This window comes from Faecalicatena contorta (assembly GCF_001404335.1).
Lineage (GTDB): Bacteria > Bacillota > Clostridia > Lachnospirales > Lachnospiraceae > Faecalicatena > Faecalicatena contortus_B.
In genome coordinates this window covers 93,767-114,299 of record NZ_CYZU01000007.1, presented here as the reverse complement: position 1 = coordinate 114,299, position 20,533 = coordinate 93,767, and the positions used below count along the sequence as shown (strand labels likewise).

Here is a 20,533-nt window from a genome sequence, read left to right as displayed (position 1 = left end):
ACCGGAGGAATGCCTAATTAGATAAAGTTTATATGCAGTTACAAAAAAGGAGCGCTGACAACAGTCAGGCTCCTTTTTTCTGTTTCATCCGCTTGATAACCTTCAGCCGGGTGAAATCCTCACGCTCCTTCTCTTCCAGTGCATTCGTAATACTATATACAAGCTTAGAATACATAGGAATCGTGATATTCTGCAGCGCATTTGCCCGTTTCTGAGTCTTCTTAATATTAGCCGCTAGGCGGTAGGCCGCATTTTCTACCATAGAAAGCTTTACGGTCAGGTCTTTAACCTTGCGGAAGGCCTCGGTAGCCAGGTCGATGGATTCTTTGGTTGTACTGAAAGAATACGTAGGAGCATTATTTCCAGGTACATATTTTACATGGGGGATCTCAGTTCCCATAATACTGCGGGTTTGTATTGTGATGGAGTTCTCAATAGGCACAGTATAGGCAAGCTGCGATACCATGCTGATCCCATGCTCAATATTGGCTCTCTGCAGACACTGGTATGCATAAGTGAACGTGGTGTCGATCTCATCTTGTATACCTCGGGCCTCATCAATCAGATTCATCAGTTCACGGATAAGGATATTCCTTTTTTTATCCATCAGGTCGTATCCCTGTCTTGCAAGAGCCAGAGAATTCTTTGCCAGCATGAGATTTCCTTTGGTGGGGAAGGTACGTGGATCCATGCAGTTCCTCCTTTTAACACTTGATTAGTCAGAATATTCTGAATATGGAGCTCATTGGGGTCAGACCCCTAATAGTATTTGTCGAGAATCTTCGTGTCGATACGGTCCAGTTCTTCTCTTGGCAGCAGTCTGAGCAATTCCCAGCCAAGGTTGAGTGTCTCTTCCATGCTGCGGTTCTCGTTCGGTCCCTGACCGATGTACCGCTCTTCAAATGCTTTTCCGAACTCCAGATACTTTTTATCGGTCGGCGACAGCTCATCCTCGCCGATGACGGAAGCCAGGTTTCTGGCGTCTCCTACTTTGGCGTAGGCGGAGAAGAGCTGGTTCGCCAGATCCTGGTGGTCTTCTCTGGTGTAGCCCTCGCCGATGCCGTCTTTCATCAGACGGGACAGGGAGGGCAGGATGTTGATGGGCGGATAGATGGACTGGCCGTGCAGCTCTCTCTCCAGTACGATCTGGCCTTCCGTGATATATCCTGTCAGGTCGGGGATGGGATGAGTGATGTCATCATTTGGCATGGTCAGAATCGGGAGCTGGGTTACGGAGCCGTTTACGCCCTGTACGATGCCGGCGCGCTCGTAGATGGTGGCAAGTTCGCTGTAGAGGTATCCGGGGAACCCTTTACGGCTGGGGATCTCCCCTTTGGAGGAGGAGACTTCACGCATGGCCTCGGCAAAGGAGGTCATATCGGTCAGGATGACCAGGATATGCATGTTCTGCTCGAACGCCAGGTATTCGGCGGCGGTGAGCGCAACTTTTGGCGTGATCAGACGCTCCACAACCGGATCGTTTGCGAGGTTCAGAAACATGGCTACGTGGTCAGCAACGCCGCTTTCTTCAAAGGTACGGCGGAAGAAGTCGGCTACGTCGTGTTTGACGCCCATGGCGGCAAATACGATGGCAAATTGTTCATCGGTATCATCCCCCAGAGAAGCCTGTTTTACAATCTGGGCCGCCAGCTGGTCGTGGGGGAGCCCGTTTCCCGAGAAGATCGGGAGCTTCTGTCCGCGGATCAGTGTGGTCAGGCCGTCAATTGCGGAGATTCCGGTGTGGATATAGTTTCTCGGGTATTCCCGCATGACCGGATTCAGTGGGAGGCCGTTTACATCCCGCTTTAATGTGGATACAATGGGCCCCAGGTCATCTACGGGCTGCCCGATACCGTTGAAGGTGCGTCCCAGCATATCCGGGGACAGGGCAATTTCCATGGGGTGCCCGGTAAGGCGGGTATGTGTATTCTTGAGGGACATATTTTCGGAACCCTCGAAAACCTGAATGACTGCCATGTCCTCATATATCTCCACAATACGTCCGATTTTGCGTTCTGAGCCGTCTACAACAAATTCTACAATTTCATCAAAAAAGGCGTCCTGAACGCCCTCCAGTGCTATCAGAGGGCCATTGATACTGCTGAGTCCCAAATATTCTATTGACATGAGATTATTCCCCCTTTTAAGCATTTTTCTCCAGCACACGCTGATAGAAAGCATCGATATCACGTCTGTACTGTGCGAACATTTCCAGCTGGTCGTTAGGTACATCATATTTAATTGCAATGATTTTATCGAAAATATTCTCTGACTTCAATACAGACATTGGATGCCCCATGGTTACGAGCGAACGGGATTGTTTATAAAGATATAAAATAATGTCCATCATCAAGAATTGTTTCTCCATGGATACGCAGGTATCATCCTTGTGAAATGCATTCTGCTGCAGAAAACCAAGCCGGATCACGCGGGCGATTTCCAGAACCAGTTTCTGGTCATCGGGCAGCACATCGCTTCCGATCAGTTTGACAATCTCCAGAAGGCTGCTCTCCTGGTTCAGGAGAGCCATCAGGCGGTTACGGTAGTCTACAAACTTTGGAGAGACATGATCCTGATACCAGGGAGCCAGATCCCCGAGATATTCGCTGTAGCTGGTCAGCCAGTGGATAGCCGGAAAATGTCGTGCATAGGCCAGGCTCTTATCCAGACCCCAGAAACAGCGGACAAACCTTTTGGTATTCTGTGTGACCGGCTCGGAGAAATCACCGCCCTGTGGGGAGACCGCACCGATGATGGTTACAGACCCGTCGGTTCCATTTAAATTGTGCATCATGCCCGCCCGCTCATAGAAGGCGGAAAGCCTGGATGCAAGATACGCAGGGAATCCTTCCTCTGCAGGCATCTCTTCCAGACGGCCGGAGAGCTCTCTGAGAGCCTCTGCCCAGCGGGAGGTGGAGTCTGCCATGATTGCCACATCGTAGCCCATATCCCGGTAATATTCCGCCAGTGTCAGCCCGGTATATATACTGGCCTCACGGGCAGCAACAGGCATGTTGGAGGTATTTGCAATCAGCGTGGTTCTGTCCATCAGCGGATTGCCGGTCCTGGGGTCGGTCAGTTCCCCGAATTCTTCCAGGACCTGGGTCATCTCGTTGCCGCGCTCCCCGCAGCCGATGTAGATGATAATATCTGCGTCGGACCATTTTGCAATCTGATGCTGCGTCATCGTCTTGCCTGTACCGAAACCGCCGGGAACGGCAGCGGTGCCGCCCTTGGCGATCGGAAACATGGTATCGATAATACGCTGGCCCGTGATCAGGGGCGTGGATGCAGGAAATCGGTGATGGGTGGGACGGGCCGTGCGGATCGGCCAGTGCTGTGTCATGGTCAGTTTCCTGAGTGTTCCATCGGATAGCTCCAGAGTCACCAGGGGTTCATCGATCGTGTACTCGCCGTCTTCTGCGGTATCGGTTACGGTTCCTTCCATATTGGGGGGAACCATGCATTTATGCAAGATGGCATGGGTTTCCGGGACCTCCGCTATAATATCTCCGGCATGGAGGTAATCCCCCTTAGAGACGACGATGCGGGCCGGCCATTTTTTGCTGCGGTCCAGCGAATCCACGCTCACACCGCGGGTGATAAATGCGCCGCTGTTCTCAGCAATCTTCTCCAGGGGGCGCTCAATTCCGTCGAATATATTGTTTAATATCCCGGGAGCCAGAGTGACGGAAACCGCACTGCCGCTTGCGATCACCTCTTCCCCCGGGCAGAGTCCAGATGTCTCCTCATAGACCTGCACGGTGGTCAGGTCCTTGTCCAGAGAGATGACCTCTCCGACCAGCTTTTCCCTGCCCACGTATACCATTTCCGACATGCGGAAACCGGTATTGCCTTTCAGATAAATGACGGGTCCGTTAATTCCATATATAGTTCCAGTGTTAAGCAATGCCGTCACCTCCTAAAAAGACAAACTTATCATACTCATTCCGAAGAGCCGTCTTAAATGAATTGTCGATCAGAATATTACGGCCTCTGATGACTGCCCGTATTCCGCCCATAAAATCCTCCGCACTTACCGTAAGCCGGGTGCCCAGAGCATCCTCCAGATCGGAGCGCCGGGCCTCGTCGGAAGGGTTGATATAGATAACCATAGCTTCCCCTGCGGCAAAATGAACGGCATTGCGGATACATTGGATCAGGTAATCTTCGTAAGCTTCTGTCTTCATATAATCGTGAACTAAAGCAACTGTCTCAGCAAAGATCTTATCTTTCAGATCCTGCTGGACCTTTCCCAGCATGCGCTTTAGTTCCAGCTGTGATCTGGCCATGGCCTGGTTCAGCTGCTGTCTGGCATTGACGGTTTCAGCCTTGATGCGGGTCTCGGACTGGCCAAGCGCCTCTTTTTTATGATCTTCAAATACCTGCTCCAGCGCTTCACGGTAGGAATCTATGATAGCGTTTCCCTCAGCCCTTGCTTCTTTCATAGAGGCGGACCGCAGGTGTGCGATTTTTTCTTCCAAAGTCAAGAGGGGTACCTCCTTCTATAATTCATATCTCTGCTTGTTTTAAGTTGATCTACAGTTTCAGCCCAATGGCCTCGGTAATATAGGATGTAATAAAGTCTTTTTTACGGCCGGTTCCGTGCCTGTCAGGAATTTCAATCAGCAGGGGCATCTTCCTTTCCAGACGGAATTCATCGATCATGTCCGGAAACTCTCTTCCAAACTTTTCCGTCAGCAGAACGATCCCCACTGTCTCATCCTTAAGGACCTTCTGCAAGGCCTCCTGGAGTTCCCCGCGCTCGTGGACGACTACTCCGTCCACGCCTGCAAGGCGCATTCCTGTATAGGTATCGACATTATCACTGATTAGAAACATCTTCATATCAAAGTTTACCGAGGATCATGAAGGAGATGATTAATCCGTAAAGACATACACCTTCTGCAAGACCTACGAAAATAAGGGACTTACCAAGCACGCTGGAGTCTTCGCTGATTGCACCGAGGGCTGCACTTGCAGCGCTTGCTACGGCAATACCTCCGCCGATACAGGATAAACCGGTAACCAGAGCGGCTGCGAGATAGCCAAGTCCTGTCGCCGTAGAAGCCGCAGCGGCAGTTGTCTCAGCCGCATTCACTTCTCCGCCAAGCATCATGATGGATGCGATGGCAAACGCACCAAAGAAAAAGAATGCATTTACGCCAATCGTCCTTTTAAAACGCTTTTTGTTCTTCTGTCCGATTAAGTAATAGCCAAATGGGATGATGATACTTAAAATTAAAGCTGCGATAAAAACGATTTTTGTTGCTAATGTCATAGTGATAGTCCTCCCTACTTCTTTTTGGTTTTATTTGATTTATTCGTATAAGGATCAAAAGCTCTTCCGCTTCCCTTGTAAAAACGGCTGAACATCTCGTAGTATTCCAAACGCAGTACCTGAATCCCGACAATGAGTCCCTCAAAGCCGCATACAAACAAGTTGCCCAGAACGATGACCACCCAGTTGGGCGATCCGTTTTCTGCTCCTGCCAGGATCAGGACAACCTCCATAATCGCGGCATGGCTGACGGCGAAGGCGCCGATGCGGACAAAGGAGAGCGTATTGGAAAAGTAGCTGAGAAGGGTCTCGAACAATTCAAAAAATCCCTGAATCAGAAACATTCCTGCACTTTCTTCCATTGCATCCGCCCGCTTCTGGATTTTTCTTGTAATAGGCTCCTTAAATAAAATCAACAGCAGCGGAATACCGAACATGACAGCCATAAAAATGGCGCCCGGAGTCTTATGCCCTGTCATAAACAGGACGATCGTGATTACAACGGAAAGATAAAATACAAATCCGGCAAGGCCGTTCGCGTCAAACCAGATATTTTCCAGGTCATGGGACCGTATGGCATTGACAATATGCAGGATCATGGCCGCCAGTATGATCCCCATGCCGAAGGCCACCGAAACAATAAAAACGGTATTCAGTTTACCGATAAACGGAAGCGTTGTCATATGGTCAATCGGCCGCAGCCATAATGGCTGGATGATGTCTTCAAATCCGAAGATACTGCCGAACATGAATCCAAAAATAGTAGAGAAGATGCCGGCCGTTGCGATAATACCGGCTAAAGGCGCCTTTCTAAAGTGATAAATCAAACTGCCTCCAATGAAAAGCAGAAGTCCTTGTCCCACATCGCCGAACATGATGCCAAATATGAGAGAATAGGTCAGGCCGACGATAATGGTGGGGTCCATCTCATTATGGGAAGGAAGTCCGTACATCCGGATAAACATCTCAAAAGGCTTGAATATTTTGGGATTTTTCAGCTTGGTGGGCGGCTCTCCGAAATAAGTGCTGTGGTCGTCCTCCACAACAACAAAAATCTTGTCGTCGTATCTGGTTTCTTCCAGGAACATCTCCACATCGTCGTCGGCCATCCAGCCGCACAGGATATAATAATCTTGTTTATGATCTTCCATGCGGGCAGCCATTTTCCGTACATCGAAGTTATTGGCCAGCTCTTCCAGCCGGTTCTTGGCTGCGATCAGCTGAGGAGCGCGTGCGGAAAGCATCTCTCCTGTTTTCCTGTCCAGTGCTTCAATCTCCTGCCCGGAGTCGTAGATTTCCCGTACCAGCATGCGGTATTCGTCCATGGGGGTTCCCTGCAAATCCCCGGGCAGTTCCATCTTCTCAAAATGCAGAGAGCGGAAAACCGCGTCAACTTTCTGGGCTTCTCCGGGTGATACAAAGTAGGCGCCATACACATGGCTTTCATCCCGTTCTCCCTCGACAAAGATTGCGTCCAGGTCATCCAGCAGGTACTTTTCCATCTTGTGATAGTACTCTGCGGGAATCCGGCCGAAACGGTAGGCGATATATTTATAATGCAGTATTTCATCCAGTTCGCAGTCCAGCGGTTTAAATGGAGCAACGATTTGTTGCCTTTTGCGGAGTTCCTCAATCCTGCTTTTCAGATTCTCCTTCTTATCCTGCATTTCCATATAGTCACTGTTTGCCATGCGTACAACTTTGAACATCTCTTGCAGGCTGAGAGACTCATCTGGTTCGACCTCGTCCGCATTCTGAAGATATCCGGTAAATTGTATGGCCTTGTTCAGGGCATCCCGGTAAGGGTTGATCTCTACAAAAGGCTTTAGATTATCGACTGTTTTAAGCTCTGAAAGTGCGGATTCCAGCTGAATCTCATATCTGGACAGATAGAGGTCGGTTATACGGTCAATATCATCTCTTGGACCGGAAATATTGACAAATTTCATTTTCACTATCATTGAGTTCTACCTCCAACGTACGCTAACGTTTCGCCGGGGGAAAGGCCGTAACGGATACATTCCAGGGCGGTTGTCAGCTTTTTAAGCTCTTCTTCTTTCAGGAATAAATACGTATTAACAGTGGCAATAGAATAAGGGTTGCGCCTTCTGTCCACAGTATACAGGTGATAAAGGCAGTCAGAATACATCTGTTCGATCGTCAGATTCTGCTCAAAATCATAATGCCGTGTATACGAAGTCCTGCGGACTGCCGCATAAAACTCTTCTATATTAGAGGCTTCAGCAAGTTCCTTGATAAGCTCTGTGGAGATTTTGTAGTGGATCGGGATTAAAAGGGAATATATATCGGCAGCCGTCATCTCATAATATTTTTTAGCCCTGTAGATCCACTGCAGATTTAGAAGGTCTATTTTCGAACCGCAGTCCCTGGTGAAGATTTCAAGTTCTTTTTTCTTCAGCACTCTTTTTCTGTCCTTCCATAATGTCGTAAAATAATATAAGTCGAGGGCCAGGTCGTAGTCAAATAAGGTGACGGACTGCGAGTCACGCAGTTTATGAAGGGGCTCATAATATTCCGTACCCTTTAAATTCTCTACGAGTTCATCTGTTGTTCTTGAGGTGATCAGCTTTTCTATAGAAATTTGTGAATACCGGTCAAAAAAAGATTGTTTATAACTCAGGTCAAATGGTTCAGTATAATGGTTAATCACAATTCGGAAACAGTAGTTAATCAGATCGATTTCATATCGCTTTAGATATAATTTTAAAAACTTTCTTTGTTCTATGGTGGAGAATCGGTAGATCTTTGAATAGTCCCGATATAAAGAGCGGATCAGAACCTTTTCAATATCTCCGCGGTGAAGATGCTCTTCGTCAAGCTCCTTCAGGATATCCGCGTAAGCGGAATTCTCTTTTAAATAGGTACAGACTTCCGGCACACTGTGAAGGCTGGCGATCTCTTCAAACTGCTCCGGCTTTAACAGCCTGGCCTCCATGGCGCGGATCTTGGTCACGATACCGCTGTATACTAGTAAATTTCCCATAGGCTATACCTCTGTAATCCGTTTTAGAATCATCTGGGCATAAAGTGTGTGCTTTTCTTCATATTCTTTCTGCAAAGCCTCGATAGAATCCGTATTGGCGCTGCTCTGGCAGGCAAGAAGTTCTGCCGTATTGCGTTCCAGCTCATCCCGTATTTTTTTGATTCTGGCCTGCGTCTGTGCCTCCAGATCATCATCAAACCTGCGGCGCATCCCCCGGAATTCATCATCCAGGACTGCTTTCTGCGCTTCTGCGTGTTCTACGACAGCCGCGGCAGCAGCTTCTATTTCAGATAATTTCTTTACAATAGAGTCCATAGTCTGCCTCCTGTGATTCGTGGATTGTAGTTGTTATTATAATACACCTTTTTTCAAAAAATGCAAGTTCGGTTAATGTCATAATTTGTCTAAAAAATGTAATAAAATGTTGACTGTTCATTACTGTTTACAGGTTTGCCTGTGAACAGTAACAACGGCATCAAACGATGAACGGTTACATCAAATGTGCTTTGACCTTAACCTGTCAGCGTGATATTATATTTTTTACAAAAAGAGGATTGATTTTTGGCTGTACTGTATTATACTTACCATAAAAGAAAATAAAAAACCTGGTTTGAGAGAAGTAAGGGAAAAAGACGAAATAAAAAGGAGCAATCTATTATGAGGTTAAGGAATGTACCACGTGCCGAGGGAACGATACAGAACCATCCGGCTGTGATTAAACGCCCGGAGGCACAGAAAGGCTGTTGGCGGCAGGTTTTTGGCAATTCAAAACCCATCCATATTGAGATCGGTATGGGGAAAGGCCGTTATCTCTTAACGATGGCATCTCTTCATCCGGATGTAAACTTTGTAGGAATTGAAAGATATACAAGCGTTCTGCTCCGGGCCGTAGAAAAGTTTGACACGGAGGAGTTCAAGATGCTGAAAAACATCCGTTTTGTGTGCATGGATGCGCGGGATGTGGCCGAGGTTTTTGCACACGGTGAGGTGGAGCGGATTTATCTGAATTTTTCTGATCCCTGGCCAAAAGCCAGGCATGAAAAACGGCGTCTGACATCCCATGAGTTTCTGGAACGCTATGAACAGATTCTTGTGCCCGGCGGGACACTGGAGTTCAAGACAGACAATACGGAACTGTTTAACTTTTCCCTGGAACAGGTGAGGAGTTCGTCATGGACTCTGGAACATTATACATACGACCTGCATCATCACGAGATCATGAACGAAGGAAATGTAATGACCGAGTATGAGGAAAAATTCTCTGCCAGGGGAAATCCCATCAATAAGCTGATTGCGGTAAGAAAATAGAAAAGTGAAACCCGGGAAGGCGCAGTTTTCAGAAAAAGCTGTGTCTTCTTTCACGTTTCGGCGGATCGTACATATTATAACTGTGAGGAGATGTAAGCCTTACACGGGCAGTCAGGAGTGGATATGCGGGGAAAAGGATGGAAGGATTTTATTTGTCGCAAAATGTATTGCAGGCCGGACCTGAACCGTAAGTTAATGTGTCTGAAGCGATCATTTGACGAAGTATGTGATATTTTGAATAACGGCAGCAAGTGCCGTGGTAAATAAATTGCAAAGGAATGTAGGTGCTGACAATGAAAATCAGAGTGACTGCGAAAAATTACCCACAGGAGGTTCTGAGGTCGGAAACGCCTGTATTAGTCGAGTTTTTTGCTGTTTGGTGCGGAAAATGCGCCATGATGGAAGATGTTGTGGATGAGATCGCCGAATTATACGACGGCAGGGTCAAAGTATGTCAGATCGAGATTGACGAAAGCGAGACCCTGGCGGCGGAATTTGAGGTTGAAATTGTTCCGACATTTGTTGTATTCAGGAATGGAGAGCCGGTATCGGCGGCAAGCGGAGTACTGGCAAAGGAAGTACTGGAAGAGATGATCGGGATGTAGGGAATTGAGGGGGACGCTTTATGACAGGGATGCCGGGAAGGTGCCGGGGCTATATATGCCGCTGCAGCTTCAAGGCATCCCTGTCGTTAAGTTGGTGTATCCGGGCGGAAGGAGAGACTGTATCTGCTGACTGGGCCCCGGACAAGAACGGCTCATGGACTGGCGGGAAGTGAGAAATATGCTAAAAAATTTGTTGAATAATTGAAAAAATTAAAAAAAGTACTTGCATTTTTTTATCTGTTCATATATAATACTACTTGCGTCACCTGTTAAAGGTACTGCAAACACAATAGATAAGCGCGATTAGCTCAGTTGGTAGAGCACCTGACTCTTAATCAGGGTGTCCAGGGTTCGAACCCCTGATCGCGCAGTTGGAAATCACTGTTTTTGAGAAGTTGGAGTCTCGGGGACGGTGGTTTTTTTGTATTGAGGTTCTGGATGATGGAAAATATAGGGACAGGCGGCAGATTTACCGCTTATCCCTTTTTTAATCCGCATTTCATATGGCTTTAACGTTTCTCCTCTATTATAAGAAGGATAAAATTCTTAACGGACTGGGAAAGGAACGGGGTTATGGCAAAGCTAAAACGGGAAGCGGACAAAAAGTTAATAAATAAAGGTGCGGGCAGCTGGTTAAAACAGCATCGTGCGGAATGTATTACGATCCTGTTTATATTAGGTTTTATGATATCTGTGCTGATATGGAACAGAGGGATACAGGATAAGTACCAGCATTACAACAATACAAACATAACGTATGAAAAAGGAATTGTTACAGAGGTGAAGAATGACGGGCTGACGGTGGATGAGACGGACAGCGGGCGGTATCTTGGTCTGCAGTATGCAAATATTCGGATTCTAAGCGGTAAGTATAAGGGCAGGATTGTGGAGACAGATAATTATCTGACCGCCTCCAACAATATCTATGTGGAAGTGGGAACCCGGGTTATTGTTTCGCAGGATGAACCGGAGGATACGGAACCATATTTTGTGATCTATAATTATTACCGCTCCCCGGCTGTCTATGGAATTCTACTTGTGTTCGCGTTTTTTATGATGCTGATCGGGGGCAGAAAAGGGCTGCGGGCGATCCTGGGGCTGACGTTTACGCTGTTCGTGATTGTGATGTGGATGATTCCGGTCATTTATCTTGGGTATTCTCCTGTTATGGCTTCGGCTGCAGCTGTGGTTATTACCACAACCGCCGCATTGCTTCTGCTGAACGGGGCCAGCAAGAAAACATTGGCGGCAATCTGCGGGACCGCGCTGGGAGTGGTTTTGGTGGGGGTTATATTTGCTCTGTTCGCGGCTGTGCTGCATGTGTCCGGATACAATACGGATGAGACAGAATTCATGGTTCTGATATCCCAAAATACGCACTTGCAGATTGCAGAGGTCCTGTTTGCAGGTGTACTGATTGCTTCTCTGGGGGCTGTGATGGACGTGGGGATGTCAATTGCTTCGGCAATATTTGAAGTGCAGAGTGCGAACCCGCAGCTCAGCAGAAGGGAGCTGTTCCGGTCCGGAGTTAATATTGGGAAGGACATGATCGGAACTATGAGTAATACGCTGATTCTGGCTTTTACGGGAAGCGGACTCAGCACACTGCTTGTGCTGACCGGGTATGGGATTAAGTACCATCAGCTGGTCAGTTCTGATTTTCTGGCAATTGAACTTGGGCAGGGGCTCTCCGGGACAATCGCGGTCATTTTGACGGTGCCGGTTACTTCAGCGGCTGCATCTGTCCTCTATAAACGGACGAAGTAAATGTTAAATAAATATACAAAAATTTTAATTTATTATTTAAAAGATTAACAAGGGCTTAACTGCATAATGATGCTCCTCTGATATCTACTCTTTATTGTTGATAAGGAGTTCAGACTAAAAACATATCAGAAGGAGAAAACAGAGAAATGAAAGGGAAAATGATGAAGAAGCTGCTGGCTATGGCGATTGCAGCGGCGAGTATCATGTCGGCTCCCGGGCTTCTTACAGCAAATGCTGCGGGGAATACGGCAGGAAATATGGCAGGAAATACACTTGCAGATACAGCGGCAGATACGGGGGCACGGGATCAGGCAGCGTCCCAGCGGTCAACAGGGGAAACAGATACCCAGCCAATGGAAGCGAATGGGTTTCTCTCATCGGAGGGGGATACGGCGAGGACCGTTGACGGAGCTGCTGATGTCAGCTTTGGAGTAGTTTCCGATACCCATGTGCGGCAGGATAAGGCAACAGAAAAGAGCAGGCTTGCAAAGGCCGCTTCCTTTTTCAGCCAAGCAGGACTGGATCGCATGGTAGTGGCGGGAGATCTGACAGATAGTGGTTCTGCCAGCGAATATGACGCTTGGGGAAGCATTATTAATGAGAATCTTTCTATTCCGCTAATCGCAAGTATGGGAAACCACGAGAACAACAGCGCGGATTATTTTACTAAGACGACCGGTAACAAGCCCAATAACCATCAGGTTGTTAACGGATATCATTTTATTACACTCAGCCCGGGAAGCGGACAGCTGGATCCGGAAACCGGAAAGGGAACGACTCAGGGGGGCGGCAATTATTCCTATGCGGTGGAATGGCTGGAGGAACAGCTTACAGCGGCAGAAGCGGATACACCGGACAAGCCGATATTTGTATTCTTCCATCATCCGATTAAGAACACTTTTTATGTGTCTACAGAATGGTACGGAAGCGGGCTGGACGAGGTGTTCAAATCACATCCGCATGCGGTCACATTTTCCGGGCATATACACAGTCCGAACAATATGCCTACCAGTATCTGGCAGGATGGCGGTTATACCGCGGTTAACACGGTTACGCTCTCTTATATGGAAATGGAGACCGGTATGATCTATGGTTCTGTTCCGCCAAATGCAAGCCAGATTGCACAGGGGCTTGTAGTTGAGGCAAGCGGAAGCAGGGTGACCATTAAAAATTATGACTTTCTTGCGGACAAATGGATTCCGCAGACATGGACATTTGATGTAAATGAGACACTGCCTTATACGGATGAAAGAGCAGAATCTGCAAAGGCGCCATATTTTGAGGAAGGTGCTGCGCTTACGGTGAGTGAGATTAAGGATGACTCGGCAAGGCTGACATTTGACCAGGCAAAAGTGCCGGAAAATAATGTGGGGGATCTGGTGCATTCCTACAAATATGAATTTATTAATACCGATACACAGACGGTTGTGAAGACTTTTAAAACATGGTCCAATTACTATCTGCAGCCGATGCCGGAACAGATTACGCAGGTGGCCCCGGATCTGGAGGGAGGAACATCCTACGAGGTGCGTATTTATGCCATCGATGCATACCAGAAAATGAGTGAAGACTATTTGACGCAGACGTTTAAAACGACCGGTGAATCTTCAACAGAACCGGGACTTGATGATATGGTAAGCGGTGTGCCGAAAGCAGACCTACTGGATGTAGACTTTTCTGACGGCTCAATTGCGGATCATTCGGAATCCGGGAACACATTTTACGGCAGCGATGGAAGCAACATCACCATGGATGAAGGTCTTGGGAAATATGCGGCATCGTTTACCGGCAATACAGAAGAAGCTTTTCTGACAGACTGGTCAGCGGAGCAGTATGACAAAACAAATGATGATTTTACAATCGAATCCACCTTTAAGGTTGATAAATTCTCCGGCGGTTATGTGGATTTGTTTGGTAATATGGAATCCGCGGGCATTGGCTTTGAAATTCCGGCTTATGATGAGGAATCCGCAAGTCTGGAGGCATGGGTGCATATCGGCGGTTCCTATAAGCGGCCCATTGCCACAGGCGCTCTGAAATATGGCGAATGGAATCACGGTGTCATTACCTATGACGGAAGTAAGGTGACACTGTATCTGAACGGACAGAAGATTGCATCCAGGGAAGCATCGGGTGAAGTGAAAACACCTCCGGCAAGCTCACAGTATTTTGTTATCGGAGGTGACAGCGGTTCGAACGGAAGCGTACAGTCTCCGATGGTTGGTGCAATTTCTACGGCACGTCTGTACAGTAAAGCCCTTACAGCAAAACAGGTGTCTATGCTTGCCAATAGGGAACTGCCGGTGATTGACAAAAGCAAACCAGAGATCCGGCTTGCAGCGGCGCCTGCTTCGGAGGGGACACTGAATGTGGACTATACGGTTCCCGCGGCCCAGGCGGCTGATAACAGCACAATTGCAGTATTGACAGCGGTTGTGAAAGATCCGGATGGTAATGAGATCTTAAAGCTGGGCGGAGATGGCAGCGAGACAGAGGAAACAACGTTCAGGCCGGAGAAGGCGGGAACCTATCAGCTGAGTTTCACTGCGGCCGACCCTGCGGGAAATACGGAGACGAAGAGTTTTTCAATTGAAGTGAAGGCCGGGGACCGCAGTAAACTGGACGAGGCAATCATCAGGGCTGCATCCATCAGCAATGAAGAACTTGCCACCTATACGGAAGAGAGTATTGGCAGAATGATGGCGGCGCTTCAGAAGGCAATGGAAGTTACAAGTGCTACAGGACAGGAAGAAATTGACGCGGTGACAAAGGAACTGAACGATGCCATTGACGGACTGGAGAAAAAGCAGGAAAAACCACAGGTGGATAAAACCCAGCTGAATGAACTTTATGAGGCAGTCAAGGGGATTACAGGTGAAGGGTACACCGCGGAGAGTTATAAAACTCTGGATGAAGCCCGCACCAAAGCTCTGGAGATTATAAACAGCGATACCGCTGATCAGGAGGCAGTGGATGCGGCATATGCAGAACTGCTGTCAGCAAAAGATGCTCTTTCGGCTGCTGAAATACAGAAATATATGGAGCTGGTTCTTCAGGCGGCGGAAGCGGCAGACACCGCGGATGCATCGAAAGAGGCTCTGGAAGCATTCCACACGGCAGTTGAGGAACTGAGAGGGCTGCTGGAAGACAGCAATGCCAAAACACATGTGAAAGCTGCGAAAGCGATTGGCGTCATAAGAGCCATGGGCGGCCTGAATCCGGATACTGTAAACGCAGAAGGGCTTAAACTGGCGGTACAGGCAGCGGAAGTATTGAATCAGGCTGCATACACAGTAAGCTCATGGTCTGTCTTTGAGACAGCATGCCTGGAAGCACAAGGGCTGCTGGATAAACTTGAAGAGGCAGTGGCATGTGATTTGGATCAGGAAATCAGTGATCCGGCGGTTATCCCGGAAGCAGACGGTCTGAACCCGGAGCCGGAGAAATCATCTGGAGAAATAGTGGATGCAGAAAAAGTAGATGCAGCGATCGAAAACCTGGGGGCTGCTGTTATGGAACTGACAGAAAAGCCGGTTGAATTGCTGGCAAAGTTAAATGCATCCATTGCAAAAGCAGATGTGGTCCTGGCAAACACAGAGAGTTATACACCCGACAGCCTGAAAGGCCTTCAGGAAGCAAGAGATGCAGCGAAAGTGCTGGCAGATGCAGGGGAGGGCAATGAAGAGGAAATGCTTCAGGTTCTGGGCACGCTTGATACTTTATTAGGCCAGGTAAAGAACCGCGCTGATAAGACAGAATTGGTTATCGCGCTTTCAAAGGCTTCTCTGGTCAAAGAAGCAGAGTATACAAAGGAAAGCCTGAAAGCGTTTAAAAAAGCTTTCGAAGATGCAAAGGCGGTAAATGAGGATTTGAATGTGTCAGATCAGGCGGTTGTGGACCAGGCAGTAAAAACGCTGGAAGAATCTATGGAAAAACTCGTTAAGATTGAGGATAACTCCGGCAATAACGGAGGAAATAATGGGAACCAAAACGGCGGAGATCAAGGCCAGAACGGAGGAAACAACAGTCAGAGCGGCAGTAATAATAACCAGAATGGAGGGAGCCAGAATAACGGCAACAGCAGCCAGGGAGGCAGCAATAAACCGGTGCAGCAGGCTTCCGGAACCAATTCTTCTGCTGTGAAGGCCGTAAAAACAGGTGACAACTCTTCCTTTCTCTTACTGGCGGTTCTGGCAATGGCAGGACTGGCTGGAGCTGCAAGCGCAGTTGTACTGAGAAAAAAACAGAGATAAAAGCAGATTTACAGCTGGTTAAGATTTATAAAGGCTGATGTAAAGCACCCGGGAAATGATTTCCGGGTGCTTCTTATGGTTCTTATCAATATGGATCGATCGAACAGTTCTGGAATAGAAAAGCGTTGTTAAAAGTTAAATTCATTCTCCCATGCAAAGTCTGCAGACTCTTCCAGGCTCATCGGCCAATGGCTGCACCAGGCCGGAACCCCGGGGTTTTTCACCCTGTCCAGGCTGGGCGTGTAAGGCTTGATGTCCAGGAGGGGTGTGTTGTCATTTGCATCAATATAGGCAATCTGAATGATGCCTTTCAGGTAATCGATGCGGATCATCTCTGCTGTGGATAAGGCAATCGGGTTCGGGCGCACCGGTGACCTTGTGGCAAAGACGCCCATGACCTCCGGTGAATTCTTGTAGGGCTCTTCTGTTTCCAGCTCAGAACGGAATTCTGCTGTGTCAAAATCACTGAACCACCACAAGACATTAATGTGGCTGAATCCGTCCAGCGCCTGCAGTGCAGGAATGAATTTTGGCGCGAGCTGCAGGAAGGTTCCGCTTTCGCCGTTGTAGATGGTTCCAATCGGGTTTACTTCATATGTTTTCATGCTGTTTCCTCCATTTATTCTTTTTCCCCGTACGAAAGGATCCCCGGTGGGCCTGCCTGATGCGGGGAACTGGTTTGTAAGCATAAGGTAATCCCTGACACCGTGTGAGAGTCAAGAAAAAACGTCCTGTAATTTTAACTTACAAGACGTTTCAAGTAATCTTCTTCAAAGGTATTTGAATTTCTGTTAAATAGGATTGCGGGCATTCCTCATTCCATGGACGCCGGTGTACGATCTGCCGGTTTGGTCCGGACATTTTGTAACGGCTGTTTTTCTGCAGCCATTGTGCAAAGGCGAGGTAAGCGCCCGCGATATTAGAGAATTCTCCATACACCATGGTGCAGGCCATGGCGGGAACCGGTTCGGCTGGGCGCAATGAGAAGCCGCCCACAGTCTGGCCGGTTAAATCCACAACTTTTTTTAGAACAGCACATAGTTCTACGTCTACATTTTCTTCTTTGTATTCCTCGTCGTGGTATATTGAAAATGTTTCACCGGACAGATCAATTCGGTTCAGCACTGCAAAGGCGGATAGTTCTTCCCACAATCCGCCTTCCGCATAATAATCGGGAATCACCCGCCTCAGAGACAGGACGTGGTAAGCTGGAATGGATTTGACAGCTATCTGATAATGCAGTTCATCCTTTCCGGAAAGAAACTGATTCTTTGCAATCTCAATCCTCTTTAACTTTGCCTGTTCAGCTTCAATATTTCCCATAATTTCCAGATATTTACGATCCAGCTGCTCCACAACAGTGTCATCATTCCCGTTCTTAAGGATATCAGCAATCTCCGCAACCTGAAATCCGCTGTCCCGCAGATAAACAATCTTATTCAAAACAGGTATTTGTGCAGCCGAATACATCCGGTACCCCGACCAGGAATCAATCTCAGCGGGGGCCAAAAGCCCCATCTTATCATAATACCGCAGCATCCGGACAGAAACCTGAGTTAACCTTGAAAACTCACCAATACGAAACATATTGCCGCTCCAATCACAGTTCCAATTATATTTTTCATTATATGGAATATTTAACAATACTTCAATATCCAATATTCATGGAGCTGTATATCATATCAGCTTTGCTTCGCTTACCTATTATCGGGCAATTGCACTGTCCTTACCCGCACCCCAATTTGGACAAACGGACCTTCTACCATCCCCCATTCTACTTACCAAAGTCTCCAGATCTACGTTTCATTGCTTTTATTAATTCTGTCAGAGCCTGGACCTCGTCTTCTGTCAAACCGGACAGATCGAGTTCCTGCTTTTTTTCTAGTCCCAGCAGATAATCAGTAGTAACTTTAAAGATTTGTGATATAGAAATTAAGACATCATAGGAAGGCATGCGCAGTCCGGTCTCATAGGCACTAATGACGGATTTAGTTACGCCAAGCCTCTGAGCTAACTGTGCCTGAGTAAAATTATTCTGCAGGCGTAAAGTCTTAAGCGTGTTTCCAAATTCTACCATACCAACACCTCCCATTTGTAGTGTACTATAGTATATGTATTTAATAGGTGGATTAAGTATTGATATAGTTGACAAAGAATGGAAGATTAAGTTATAATTTTATGTTGAAACAGGGAAAGATTCTATATCGGTTTTTTCCGCAGTAAAAAGTAATCTATAAACCTATCAAAAGATGAAAGGCAGAGTAAAAATAATGGTATTCGTGGTAAGTATCTGGCCTGTTTTAGATTCTGAAGAAAAAAGAAGAGAGATTCATAAAATACTGGAAGACTGTGGTACAGTCCGGGAAAAAGTAGAGACCAAATTGACCAGACTTGGCCTGCGAAACTTTCTGCTGCAGATTTACGGCGAGCAAAAATGGACGGGAAATCTGAGAAATCGTTTCAAACATCTTGATAAATATTTGGATATAAGATATAAAGAAAACAGCAGTCTTCTTACCTATGTATGTGAATTCAGTTCCAGGGACGATTTTACGGCTGCCGAGGGGCAGATCAGGAGCGTCTGTGAATCGGAGGAAGATACTATTTACGTATCCGGCGATTCTCAAAAAACAGAGCTGATACTGGAGTTGCTTGAAAATGAACATAATATCATGCTAATGAATTATTATGAGCCCGATTTATATAGAATGTTTACTAAAAACCTGAGTAAAATGAAAAAGTTTGGTGCGGCCTGCGGCATAACCCCCAGGGATTACCTTAACCAGAGAACCAGGTAACCTTTCTCGGTTTTCGCTTCATATCCTTAGAAATGCTTAGAAAAATGAATATAGAAAAAAAGGGACACTTTTAACATATTTCTATTTTACTGCAAAGGGGTCAGACCCCTTTGAGAAGATCCCTTTGGGAGGAATGACTGTCATGAGAGAGTATAAAAATACCAGAAACCCCATTCTGCCGCCGGATATCCACATTCCGGACGGTGAGGGCCATGTTATGACGGATGGAAGGCTTTATATCTATGGAAGCTATGATGAGACAGCGAATGAATATTGTAGTGACAGGTATTATGTTGTGTCTACTGCAGATATGGAAAAATGGGTGATTCACGATGAGGCATTTACCGCAGAAGCGGTAACGTGGATTCATGATGGGAATGCCCCTAAATATCCGGGGATTGACCGGGAACATCCGACTCCGTTCATGAAGAAGATTCTGGAGGAAGCTGCGGGAAGTAATGACATTCAGGAAGAGGGGGATGAGACGGCTGATGAAGAGGCCGTATTTTTATATGCTCCGGACTGCATTTATAAGGATGGAAGGTATTATCTCTATTTTTGTACATCGGATGACAGGGAAGGGGTGGCCGTTTCTGAGTGCCCGCAAGGCCCGTTCACGAATCCTGTACAGCTGCCTTGCGGAGGGATAGATCCCGCTGTTTTTATAGATGATGACGGGAAGGCCTATTACTATTGGGGACAGCTGTTCTCCCATGGAGTCAGGCTGAATGAAGATATGATATCTTTTGACCCGGATAATATTGTGGATAATCTTGTGACAGAGGAAAAGCATTTTTTCCATGAAGGGTCTTCTATGCGTAAGATGAATGATACTTATTATTATGTATACGCTGATATGCAGAGAGGGAGGCCGACAGCCCTTGGATATGCCACCGGCAGTTCACCGCTGGGCCCGTTTGAATATCGGGGAATTATCATTGATAATGCTGGCTGCGATCCGGAAAGCTGGAATAACCACGGTTCGATAGAATGCGTAAATGGACAGTGGTACGTGTTTTACCATCGCAGCAGCCGGGGATGCCGTCAGTACAGGAGGTTATGTATTGAGCCGATTTTCATCAATCCGGACGGGACAATCGATGAGGTGAAGATGACCTCTCAGGGTCCCGGGAAACCTTTTGGCCCGGGAGAGAAAATAATGGGGTATCAGGCCTGTGGGCTTAAAGGGAGCGTATATATCGGTGCGGAAGAAAACAGGGGGGCAGCATATGAAGAAAAACTGACACATATATGCCATGGAGATGAAGCCATATTCCGTTATGTACATAGCCAGGTTGAATTTCGCAGTATACGGATACTTGCGTCGGGAAGCGGCCAGATAGAAGTACTTATGAATGGGCATTCTGCAGGTACTGTGAAAATAACGGACGGAGTACAGCTAAACAGGGATATTAATATGCCTGCGGGAGAATATGAGCTTGTACTGCGATTCATGGAAACAGAAGGGTTAGAAATAAGAGAGATTGTTATAAATTAGACAAATAAGGGTAAAGGGG

The 20,533-nt window shown here is 47.1% G+C and carries 18 protein-coding genes and 1 tRNA gene; 7 read left to right on the top strand and 12 right to left on the bottom strand.

The features are described 5' to 3' along the window. Window positions 1-64: 64 nt before the first annotated feature. From ARB69_RS05405 to ARB69_RS05365, 9 genes are all read right to left on the bottom strand, one after another. Window positions 65-691, bottom strand: coding sequence for a V-type ATP synthase subunit D (locus ARB69_RS05405; RefSeq protein WP_025654109.1), 627 nt, complete (start codon window positions 689-691; stop codon window positions 65-67). A gap of 68 nt (window positions 692-759) precedes the next feature. Continuing rightward, a complete protein-coding gene (locus ARB69_RS05400; RefSeq protein ID WP_055151686.1) occupies window positions 760-2,127 on the bottom strand; it encodes a V-type ATP synthase subunit B in 1,368 nt (455 codons plus the stop codon). A 16-nt stretch (window positions 2,128-2,143) separates the two neighbouring features. Then, window positions 2,144-3,910, bottom strand: coding sequence for a V-type ATP synthase subunit A (locus ARB69_RS05395; protein WP_050639386.1), 1,767 nt, complete (start codon window positions 3,908-3,910; stop codon window positions 2,144-2,146). Continuing rightward, window positions 3,903-4,490, bottom strand: a complete 588-nt coding sequence (locus ARB69_RS05390; RefSeq protein ID WP_242843802.1) for a V-type ATP synthase subunit E — start codon at window positions 4,488-4,490, stop codon at window positions 3,903-3,905. The genes ARB69_RS05395 and ARB69_RS05390 overlap by 8 nt, the downstream gene beginning before the upstream one ends. A gap of 49 nt (window positions 4,491-4,539) precedes the next feature. Then, a complete protein-coding gene (locus ARB69_RS05385; RefSeq protein ID WP_025654113.1) occupies window positions 4,540-4,848 on the bottom strand; it encodes a V-type ATP synthase subunit F in 309 nt (102 codons plus the stop codon). Between the two features lies 1 nt (window position 4,849). Further along, window positions 4,850-5,281, bottom strand: coding sequence for an ATP synthase subunit C (locus ARB69_RS05380; RefSeq protein WP_050639387.1), 432 nt, complete (start codon window positions 5,279-5,281; stop codon window positions 4,850-4,852). A 14-nt stretch (window positions 5,282-5,295) separates the two neighbouring features. Beyond that, window positions 5,296-7,242 carry a V-type ATP synthase subunit I gene (locus ARB69_RS05375; protein WP_050639388.1) on the bottom strand — a complete coding sequence of 649 codons (1,947 nt, stop codon included), beginning with the start codon at window positions 7,240-7,242 and terminating at the stop codon, window positions 5,296-5,298. Continuing rightward, entirely contained in the window at window positions 7,239-8,285 is a 1,047-nt protein-coding gene (locus ARB69_RS05370) for a V0D/AC39 family V-type ATPase subunit (protein ID WP_050639389.1), read from the bottom strand. Before ARB69_RS05370 ends, ARB69_RS05375 begins: the two co-directional genes overlap by 4 nt. A 3-nt stretch (window positions 8,286-8,288) precedes the next feature. Further along, a complete protein-coding gene (locus ARB69_RS05365; RefSeq protein ID WP_050639390.1) occupies window positions 8,289-8,600 on the bottom strand; it encodes a hypothetical protein in 312 nt (103 codons plus the stop codon). Between the two features lie 342 nt (window positions 8,601-8,942). Here ARB69_RS05365 and trmB point away from each other — a divergent pair, with 342 nt between their 5' ends. The 5 genes from trmB (at window position 8,943) to ARB69_RS05335 (ending at window position 16,218) form a co-directional block, all read left to right on the top strand. After that, complete coding sequence (gene trmB, locus ARB69_RS05360; protein WP_050639391.1) at window positions 8,943-9,593, top strand: tRNA (guanosine(46)-N7)-methyltransferase TrmB; 651 nt, start codon at window positions 8,943-8,945, stop codon at window positions 9,591-9,593. A 293-nt stretch (window positions 9,594-9,886) separates the two neighbouring features. After that, on the top strand, window positions 9,887-10,198 hold the full coding sequence (locus ARB69_RS05350) for a thioredoxin family protein (RefSeq protein ID WP_050639392.1): 312 nt from the start codon (window positions 9,887-9,889) through the stop codon (window positions 10,196-10,198). A 297-nt stretch (window positions 10,199-10,495) separates the two neighbouring features. After that, window positions 10,496-10,568 (top strand) — tRNA-Lys (locus ARB69_RS05345). A 203-nt stretch (window positions 10,569-10,771) separates the two neighbouring features. After that, window positions 10,772-11,965: a YibE/F family protein gene (locus ARB69_RS05340; protein ID WP_050639394.1), complete on the top strand. Its 1,194-nt coding sequence runs from the start codon at window positions 10,772-10,774 to the stop codon at window positions 11,963-11,965. A gap of 146 nt (window positions 11,966-12,111) precedes the next feature. Further along, window positions 12,112-16,218: a LamG-like jellyroll fold domain-containing protein gene (locus ARB69_RS05335; RefSeq protein ID WP_055151680.1), complete on the top strand. Its 4,107-nt coding sequence runs from the start codon at window positions 12,112-12,114 to the stop codon at window positions 16,216-16,218. A gap of 128 nt (window positions 16,219-16,346) precedes the next feature. Here the strand turns inward: ARB69_RS05335 and ARB69_RS05330 are convergent, their stop codons facing one another. The 3 genes from ARB69_RS05330 to ARB69_RS05320 all read right to left on the bottom strand — a co-directional run bounded on the left by ARB69_RS05330 (window position 16,347) and on the right by ARB69_RS05320 (window position 18,295). Continuing rightward, window positions 16,347-16,823, bottom strand: a complete 477-nt coding sequence (locus tag ARB69_RS05330; protein ID WP_050639396.1) for an SAM-dependent methyltransferase — start codon at window positions 16,821-16,823, stop codon at window positions 16,347-16,349. 151 nt (window positions 16,824-16,974) lie between these two features. Then, the gene (locus tag ARB69_RS05325; RefSeq protein WP_055151677.1) at window positions 16,975-17,805 is read right to left on the bottom strand and encodes a MerR family transcriptional regulator; all 831 of its coding nucleotides are present in this window, start codon (window positions 17,803-17,805) and stop codon (window positions 16,975-16,977) included. A 187-nt stretch (window positions 17,806-17,992) separates the two neighbouring features. After that, window positions 17,993-18,295 carry a helix-turn-helix domain-containing protein gene (locus ARB69_RS05320; RefSeq protein ID WP_050639398.1) on the bottom strand — a complete coding sequence of 101 codons (303 nt, stop codon included), beginning with the start codon at window positions 18,293-18,295 and terminating at the stop codon, window positions 17,993-17,995. 193 nt (window positions 18,296-18,488) lie between these two features. Here ARB69_RS05320 and ARB69_RS05315 point away from each other — a divergent pair, with 193 nt between their 5' ends. Both ARB69_RS05315 and ARB69_RS05310 read left to right on the top strand, forming a co-directional pair. Next, a complete protein-coding gene (locus tag ARB69_RS05315; protein ID WP_055151674.1) occupies window positions 18,489-19,016 on the top strand; it encodes a hypothetical protein in 528 nt (175 codons plus the stop codon). Between the two features lie 142 nt (window positions 19,017-19,158). Next, a complete protein-coding gene (locus ARB69_RS05310) occupies window positions 19,159-20,514 on the top strand; it encodes a family 43 glycosylhydrolase (protein ID WP_055151671.1) in 1,356 nt (451 codons plus the stop codon). Window positions 20,515-20,533 lie beyond the last annotated feature (19 nt).